The following is an 8,713-nucleotide window of genomic DNA, read 5'->3' on the forward strand; positions in this document are numbered from 1 at the left end:
GACCGTGCCACTACCTGTGTTTTCAGACGGTTTGCAAATCTTACCAGTGCATCATTGAGTTCCATCCCCCAAGAAATATCCCTCCACACCTTTTTTGTTTCATCACTAAGAGCTTCGTTATCGGTTTTGACCATGAGTTTTATTGATTCCTGCAGAGTCATACCAGTTTCCACTGTACTGGCAAGTTTTTTCAAAAAATCAGGGAAATTTCCTTCAAGTTTTTTCTGTCTTCTGGATTTTGTTTCATGGAATACAGCCAGTGGAACGATGATAAGGTATGTTGTTAGAACAAGACGGTCATCCAGAAAATCAATGGTTTCAGATGTTGTATAAAGTGTACCCATATTGGATAACATAACTATCAACAGCAGAATAATTGCAACCGGTGAAGTAACAGCTATCGATAAAATCGGTTTATCAAACAAAGGTTTTAATGGGTTTTTAAGGAAATTTTTGTATTTGATACATTTTTTGGATTTTATGAAGTTGTCAAAATGTTCCCGCTTTTGTCTTTTTTCTTCAGTTTCATTTATTAGCTGTCCGTTTTCATCATATTCGGGTTTTAGGCAGGATGGTATTTCAGGTATACCATGGTCAAAGATTTCAGTTGTCTGCAAATGTGCAGGTTCACCAAAATCTTCAGGAGCCATCATGCTTATCATGACAACAAACATCACAGAACCGATAGGAAGAACCGCGTATATCACGGCGTAGACCATCAGTATAGACCCGGAACCCATGACTGTCATCATGATGCCCATAATGATTATAAAAAGAGGACCGGCGACAAAAGCTGTAACATAGGATTCTGCCAGCAATCCCAGGGTCTCCAGAAAACCCTTTTGGTCATCGATAGCCTTTTTTAAATACTTATCGGATTTATCCTGAAAGTATTTGGATATGCTTCCACCACTATCAATAACTGTCAGAAGGTTTTGTAAAAGGTCCTGAAACCGTTCAGATGGCGTCATTTCGCTGACATTGGATATTGCAGTTCGTAGGTCATGCCCAAAATAATCCATTTCCCGGATTATAGTTTCAACTTCTTTTGAAGCTTCGCCATAAGTGTCGCTTGACCTTGCCAGTGAATCGAATACGCTTATGATGTTCATTCCGCCTTTACTAAGTGCATACATGAATGTTACTGCATAGGGTAGATGACTGTCGATATTCCGTTTACGTTCACCCGCCTGGAACCCGGGATAAACCAGGAAAAGTGCATAGGTCATACCTCCCAGTGTTATTGTCGTAAAAACAACAATAAACAACGACAGGAATACTTCTTTAAAATTAAGTAACCATGCCGTTGATGGACCAAATGTGAGATTTGTTATATTATCAGGCAGTCCAATAACTGCGATAATCATATATGAGACTAATATACCCAATATTGCACCTGTCAAACCGCTCACAACAGAATAAAAAATAGCATTCGAGATATACATCTCATATGAAGTTGGTATTCTTGCCTGTTTGAGCTGGAGCTGTAGCCGGGCGTATTTTTTCTTCTTTTTCTTCATCTTCTCCCCTAAAAGGGCAAAAGGGATTTTTTTAAAGATTGTCAGAAAAAGCCTTGCCTGTTTCTCAAGGTCACTAAATTTAGCAAAAAATCTATCATTTGACTTTTTTCCATTATCCGAATTTTTGCGACTGGTCTTGGAATGGAATTTATTTTTGAGAGACTTTACAGGTGAAGATTTTTGTTCCTTAGATGTATCTGGTGCATCGGTGCCGCTAGCAACATCGATATTTCCATAATTAGATTCAGAAGCAATAGGATTCTCATCAATAGATTCCGGAACTTCGCCATTGTCCGTTTTTTCAGCCAAATCATCCCACCAGAAAAATTATTTTAGTCCGATTTTTTGCAGTAGTTTTTCAGGTGTTGCCTGATAGGATTTTATTATCTCTGAAATTTCCTTGAAATTCCTGATGTCATTGTCAACCATATAATCCAGTATTTGCTGACGATATCTGAGCTCTTCCCTTATCTGGGCAGCATTCCAGCCTCTTCTTTGCTGAATCTCGTAGATGCATTGGGATTCACCAGTCCTCTGGAAAGTATCCCTTGAAGAATCCCATACAAAAATATCATTTGTTCTCAGGTTCCTGGTATTGGGGTCTATATCCACAATTTCCACAATTTTCAGGTTCTTTCTAGCACGTTTACCTCTGACATAGGTTTGCGCCTGGATACTTATTATATCCAGTGCCTGTATCATATTTCTGGGAACACTTATAGGTGGATTTTCCAGTCTGTGGATTGCTGACGGGACCGAATCCGCATGCATGGTGGAGAATGTGGTATGTCCGGTTGACATTGCCTGGAAAAGTGTAAGTGCCTCTTTACCTCGGACCTCACCTACAAGAAGATATTCTGGACGCTGTCTGAGTGCTGCTCTTAGCAGGTCATACATATCCACTGCTCCACGCTCATCTGCTGTAAAGGAATCCCTTGTGACCCCTGGTATCCAGTTTGTATGCGGCAGTTTGATTTCTCTGGTATCTTCCAGTGTTACAATTTTTGCCTTTTCAGGTACAAAAAGAGATACTGCGTTTAAAGAAGATGTTTTACCTGAAGCAGTTCCACCTGCATAGATAAGGCTCTTGTTGTTCTCAATACACAGCCACAGGTATGCCATCTGTTCTGATGAAAAGGTACCCCAGTCTATAAGATCGATTGGGGTTATTGGCACTTCGCTGAATTTACGAATGGTAAAAGTGCTTCCGTGGGTAGTTATTGTGGTACTTAGGGTCATTTGAACCCTGGATCCATCCGGCATTGATGCATCTACCATCGGCTCAGCCAAGGATATGTGCTTACCGCATTTCTGTGCAAGACGTATTATAAAAGAATCAAGTTCATCCTCTTTGAATGTGATGTTTGTAGCTATATTGTGGTATAGCCTGTGATACAAAAACAATGGGATTTCATGACCGTTCCCTGATATGTCTTCAATATAATCATCGTTCATCAATGGGTCGATTTTACCATATCTTACAAAATCACGTTTTATATAATATGAAATTTTTTCAAGCATTAATGGTGTTATTTCAATAGCATAATCCTTGATTATGGTGCGAATCTTTTCGTCCAGTACTGCCTCTTTATCACCATTGTTTTCAATATCTTCAACCAGTAGAGCGTTACGTAATCGGTCTTTGATTTCTGTCAGAAATGTCTGTTCAAAATCGGTTAATTCGGGTTCTATCAGATAATAAAGATAATCGTTTATTTCAGGATTGAAAAGAATTACAACAAATGCATAGGGTTCGTTTACCCAGTAACGGTCGATTTCTTTATAGCCTTCTACTCCTTTAAAAACAGATAATGGTCCATGGACATCAGGGTTATAGGCTTCAATTTTAAAAGTTTCCTGTTTAAAAAGGTTTTTAACTTTATCAAGAAACTTCAAATCTTCTGTATCATCATTTCCTTCAAAACTTTCATCGTATCCAGAAGATGAATTTCCAGTATTATGAATTGTTTTTTTGGATTTGTTCTCTTGTATAATCTTTTTTACCAAATTTTTCCCGGAGTTAACTTTACTTCCTTTTTCAGAATTCTGAATTTCAGGTTTTTCTGATTTATATTCCGTCTTAGTTTGTCCCTCAGTTTGCTCCTGGGTTTCTTCTACACCAACTTTATTTGATTCAAAATTAGATTCAGGTGTCAGAAACCCGAAATCATGTTCCTGTTTTTTTTCAGATTCATGCTTTTGTGACAGCCATCGAGAAGGGGTTTCAAGATTATCAGAAGGTGTCAGTATATAATCATCTTTATCAAAGTTTTCACCCAGGTTATTTTTATCATCTGTTTCTTCGGGTTCTGATGATTCGGATTCATTTGGATTACCTGGAGTAAACATTTTAGGTCCAGATTTGTCAGGTGGTTGATTATCAGCAGCATCTGTAAAATCAGGTGAGTTGCTGGTATAGGTTTTATATTTATCAGTCTTATCAAATTGTGATTCTGGACCGTTTTTGTCACCCATCATTTCACCATGCTGAGTAGCTGCTCAATAAATGTGTTTTTTAGAACACAACTGTATTTTTATGACCTCATTATCATTGTTATGATTGTAGTTATTACATAAAATATTATTGAAAGAATATAAAACTATGGTGTATGACTCAAATCTTTTTAAATGAGACCAAAACATAACAAATTAGTATACAATAGACAAAAACATTAAATCCAAAGTTGGATATGTCCCATTAATTATTAATTTATAATCTTAAAAAAATTAAAAGAGGATCCTTTTTATGCCAGTAATAACCCTGAATTATGAAGACCTGGAAAATCTTACTTCGGTTGACAGGGATACTATAGTAGAACAAATTCCCATGATGGGTGCAGATATTGAACGAATAGAAGATGATTATATAGATATCGAATTTTTCCCTGATCGCCCAGATTTATACAGTGTAGAGGGTGTAGCCCGTGCTTTAAGAGGATTTTTAAATATTGAAACCGGGTTTCAGGACTATACATTGACATCATCTGGTATTGATATCGAAAAGGATAGTGGTATAGAAGATATACGTCCATATCTTGCATGTGCTGTTATCAGAAATGTGAGATTTGATGCTAATTCAATAAAATCCCTGATGGATTTACAGGAAGATTTACACTGGGGAGTTGGACGTAACAGGAAAAAAGTGTCCATCGGTGTGCATGACCTTTCAAACATTACACCCCCCTTCAGATACGTCGCCGCTGACCCGGATACAGAATTTGTCCCACTTGAATTCACAGAACCCCTTTCAATGAACCAGATACTTGAAAATCATCCCAAAGGTAAGAAATTCGCCTACATACTTGAAGGTTTCAATAAATATCCATTGATACTTGATGCCGATAATAATGTGCTTTCATTTCCACCTATCATAAACAGCACACGCACGCAGATAACTGAAAACACTACAGACCTTTTCATTGATGTTACCGGGTTAAGTGATTCGGTATTTGTTGCTCTCAATGTACTGGTTACTGCTCTTGCTGAACGCGGTGGAAAAATCGAATCAGTAAAAATAATAGATTCCAATAGAAGCAAGGAAACCTCTCCTGATCTTGACCCGTCATCCTGTGAACTTAAAATATCAGAAATCAATTCATTGATAGGTACAGTACTACCCCGAGAAGAAATAATAAAACAACTTCAAAGGATGCGTTATGGAGCTAACACAAAAAGTGATGATTCGGTTGATGTGAAAGTACCCCCATACCGTGCCGATATTCTTCACAATTACGATATTATCGAAGATATAGCAATTGGATATGGTTATGACAATATTCAGCCGGAGTTTCCCAAAAGTGCCACATTTGGTAGTGCACATGAAGTTTCAATCGCAGGTGACAATATCTGTGAAATCATGGTCGGGCTTGGATATTCTGAAGTAATGTCATTTACACTGAGCAATGAGAGGGTGCATTTTGAACGAATGTGCCGTGACAGAACAGATGATATTACCTATGTACTGCATCCCATAAGTGAAGACCAAACTATGGTAAGAACAACCATCCTCCCAAACCTGATGGAGATACTTTCCATGAACCAGCACCGGGAACTTCCGCAGTCCATTTTTGAATTTGGTGATGTGGTAATCAACAATAGAGTCCACAGAAACCTGGCTGCAGTATCAATCCACCCAGAAGTCAACTTTACCGACATAAGGGAAATCGTGGATGCGGTAATGCGCGAGCGAATGGTTGAATACGAAGTTGAAGAATCCACTGACCCTGCTTTTATGGAAGGAAGGCGTGCCAATATACTGGTTGATGGTAAAAAAGTTGGAGTCATGGGTGAAATCTATCCACAGGTCATCACAAACTTTGGTTTGGGAGAACCTGTTATAGGGTTTGAGATGGAAATTATGAATTATTAATATCAAAAAGCAACCTATTTTATCTCACTTTAATTTTTTAATTAGCAAAATTATCAAAACACAAAATACAAAGAAGTAAAAAGTTTGGCGGGCTCGCCGCGATTTGAACACGGGTCAATGGGTGTCTTCGCAACTTTCAAGTTACACCGAAGCCCATTAGGATATCCTGACTACCCTACGAGCCCATTTAAATTTCAGCATCATACAATTGCAACAAGATTATTAAAGTTTTTCATCGAAAATGATTATTTTCCGGTAATCAATCAGATGATACCAATAAGAAGTCTGATAGCTACCACCCAGAGAACAATGCCAAACAAACTTTTTACGGTTTTTGGTTTCAGTCTGTATTTCATTAAATATGAACCTACCTGAGCACCAAGAAAGGCTGCAAAGGATGCATATAACAATAAATTAATATCAAGGCTTTCAAAGCTGGTACCAATATGACCCAGAAAACCGGAAAATGATGTAAACATGATGATAAACAAAGAAGTTGCAGAGGCAGTTTTTACATTGTAGCCCAGATAAATCAGTAGTGGAACTATAAACACACCACCACTTAATCCAAGTAAGCCTGCAATTATTCCTATTATAAATCCCGAAACAATGCTAATTGTAATAGTTTTTCTGTTTCCGCTGTCACCACAATTAAGACACATTATCCTTGAACTGGTAAATACCATATGAATTCCGATAAGCAACAGCAAAACGGCAAATATCAGCAATAAAATATCTTGGGGCGTACTTTTTGAAAAGTAAGCACCTATTGGCGCGCCTGTGACCGACGTTAATATTAAAGGTATTGCGGTTTTAAAATCCACCATCCTTTGTTTAGCGTAAGATATAGTTGCTGAACCTGTGGCAAACGTGTTTATCAGTAGCACCGTTGGGATAACTACATACAAATCTATGCCTATCCAGTAAAGGAGAGGTACATAGATAGTGGAACCGCCTGTACCAATAATTGAAAATAGTATTGCAAGGGAAAAAACAATTACAGCGATTAAAAACGGCTCCATTATTTACCTCTACGAAACCACATATTTATGATGTAATATGTTCCAGAAAATCACTTACTTGCTCCCCTATGCCAAGCACTGCAACAACATCTCCTTTTTGTATAACTACCGATGCATCAATATCTGTAATAATAGAATTTCCTCGTTGGATACCAATTATCTTGCATCCGAATGCATTAATCAAATCAAGTTGTCCTATTGATTTTCCTTCCAGATATTCTCCTGTATCTACATGATGTTTTTCTATACTCAAACCTTCATAGAGCATGATATCTTCATTAATGTATTCACAAACAGTATCCATGCACTTTGATGTCATCTTTGCAAGCATTTGACCTGCAACAATCGAAAGGGATGAGACATAATCGGCTCCAGCTTTATAGATTTTATCTATAGAAGTACAGGTGTTTGCCCTTGCAAGTATAATAGCATCCGAATTCAATCTGCGGCTTATAAGGGTAGCGAACATAACATCTGAATCGTTACTAAGTGCTATTACTACTGTTGATGCCTCTTCTACTCCTGCTCTTTTTAATACATCTTCATCTGTTCCATTTCCAACAATATAATCAAAATCAGAACCTTGAAACAGTTCTGGATTTGCATCAACTACAGTAAATCTTACATTGCTTTTTTCCAACACTTCAAAGATGACTTTGCCAGCATCTCCAAAACCAATCAATAGTACAAAATTATTTTCCATCATACCACTTCTTTATCAGATAAATTGCTTCAATTTTGTAAGCTGCTCAACAGTGCCTACCACGAGTAAGACCCAGTTTTCTTGGATTGTATCATCAGGGTCGGGATTTAATATGAAATCTCCCCCTTTCCATATACCAACCACATTAACACCAGTTCGTTCACTAATCCTTGATGATTTGAGTGAGGTACCTATTAAAAAACTCCTGGGATACACTGGAAACTCCAATATTTTTATTCTGTCAAAAATCTCAGTTGCTTCTGAAAGTGTGCCTACAAAGGGGTCTACTGCCTTATTACCGATAAAATGTCCAAGTATAGATTTTGGAGATAATACTCTAGTTGCACCAGCATACCTGAGATATTTGGCATTGGATATATTTTCCACAAGGCAGATGATATTCAAATCCTTGTATCCTCGAATTGACAGTATTATGTTAGCATTTAATTCATCTGATTTGTTTACAATAACAAAGTTTGCAGAGTTTATGTTAGCATTTATAAAAGTTCCTTCTGCAGCGATGTCACCATAGATACATGGTACATTTTTCTCCAATAATCCACGGATTACATTCTCATCGTCATCTATAATAATATATGGATAATCATGTCTTTCGAACTCTTCTATAAGGGTTTCTACAAGGTTGTTATAACCGCATATGATAATATGGTTGTCAAGACTTGAATCTGCTTTTTTTGGTATTGATACTTTAATTGTATTCTCAAGCCATGGGACGATAATAAAAGGAAAAAGCATCCCAAAAAGAATGGTTAATCCGGAAATCTGGACAAATATAGAAAAACCTCTACCCAGATTTGATGTCAAAACAATATCACCATAACCCACAGTTGTCATTGTGGTAACTACCCAATAGATTGAAGTCAATATATCAGCATTTTCAGGTTGATTCTCCAGCCGTGCTATAAAAACAAAAATTATACTGTAGACGAGTATCAAAAGAGCCGCAATTATAGCATACAATGCAATGGAATGACTGGGATTGAGTTTTGAGATTTTCATTTTACCGAATTATCAAGTTATAACACTTATAAATGTTTAAGGTTGATGTTTTTTATCTGAGATTATCAAATTAGCTCAT

6 protein-coding genes and 1 tRNA gene are annotated in these 8,713 nt (G+C 37.2%); 1 reads left to right on the plus strand and 6 read right to left on the minus strand.

The window, feature by feature from the left end; genetic code table 11:
• A partial coding sequence (locus tag ACLFMM_RS07680; protein ID WP_410808146.1) for a type II secretion system F family protein occupies nt 1-1,829 on the minus strand: 1,829 nt, incomplete at its 3' end.
• Between the two features lie 18 nt (nt 1,830-1,847).
• Entirely contained in the window at nt 1,848-3,995 is a 2,148-nt protein-coding gene (locus ACLFMM_RS07685; RefSeq protein WP_410808147.1) for a type II/IV secretion system ATPase subunit, read from the minus strand.
• A 271-nt stretch (nt 3,996-4,266) separates the two neighbouring features.
• On the opposite strand from ACLFMM_RS07685, the gene pheT reads away from it, so the two are divergent.
• Nucleotides 4,267-5,889: a phenylalanine--tRNA ligase subunit beta gene (gene pheT / locus ACLFMM_RS07690; protein ID WP_410808148.1), complete on the plus strand. Its 1,623-nt coding sequence runs from the start codon at nt 4,267-4,269 to the stop codon at nt 5,887-5,889.
• 85 nt (nt 5,890-5,974) lie between these two features.
• Here pheT and ACLFMM_RS07695 read toward each other — a convergent pair.
• The 4 genes from ACLFMM_RS07695 to ACLFMM_RS07710 all read right to left on the minus strand — a co-directional run bounded on the left by ACLFMM_RS07695 (nt 5,975) and on the right by ACLFMM_RS07710 (nt 8,634).
• Nucleotides 5,975-6,074, minus strand: a tRNA-Arg gene (locus ACLFMM_RS07695).
• Nucleotides 6,075-6,152: 78 nt separating this feature from the next.
• A complete protein-coding gene (locus tag ACLFMM_RS07700) occupies nt 6,153-6,911 on the minus strand; it encodes a sulfite exporter TauE/SafE family protein (RefSeq protein ID WP_410808150.1) in 759 nt (252 codons plus the stop codon).
• Between the two features lie 25 nt (nt 6,912-6,936).
• Nucleotides 6,937-7,614 carry a potassium channel family protein gene (locus ACLFMM_RS07705; RefSeq protein WP_410808151.1) on the minus strand — a complete coding sequence of 226 codons (678 nt, stop codon included), beginning with the start codon at nt 7,612-7,614 and terminating at the stop codon, nt 6,937-6,939.
• 15 nt (nt 7,615-7,629) lie between these two features.
• Nucleotides 7,630-8,634: a potassium channel family protein gene (locus ACLFMM_RS07710; RefSeq protein ID WP_410808152.1), complete on the minus strand. Its 1,005-nt coding sequence runs from the start codon at nt 8,632-8,634 to the stop codon at nt 7,630-7,632.
• Nucleotides 8,635-8,713: the final 79 nt, after the last annotated feature.

Origin of the sequence: Methanohalobium sp., from assembly GCF_046546175.1 — an archaeon.
GTDB lineage: Archaea > Halobacteriota > Methanosarcinia > Methanosarcinales > Methanosarcinaceae > Methanohalobium.

Excerpts from the sequence above, each read along its gene's own strand:
- ACLFMM_RS07685 (WP_410808147.1), bottom strand. The coding sequence starts at position 3,995 with ATGGGTGACAAAAACGGTCCAGAATCACAATTTGATAAGACTGATAAA.
- pheT (WP_410808148.1), top strand. The coding sequence starts at position 4,267 with ATGCCAGTAATAACCCTGAATTATGAAGACCTGGAAAATCTTACTTCG.
- ACLFMM_RS07700 (WP_410808150.1), bottom strand. The coding sequence starts at position 6,911 with ATGGAGCCGTTTTTAATCGCTGTAATTGTTTTTTCCCTTGCAATACTA.
- ACLFMM_RS07705 (WP_410808151.1), bottom strand. The coding sequence starts at position 7,614 with ATGGAAAATAATTTTGTACTATTGATTGGTTTTGGAGATGCTGGCAAA.
- ACLFMM_RS07710 (WP_410808152.1), bottom strand. The coding sequence starts at position 8,634 with ATGAAAATCTCAAAACTCAATCCCAGTCATTCCATTGCATTGTATGCT.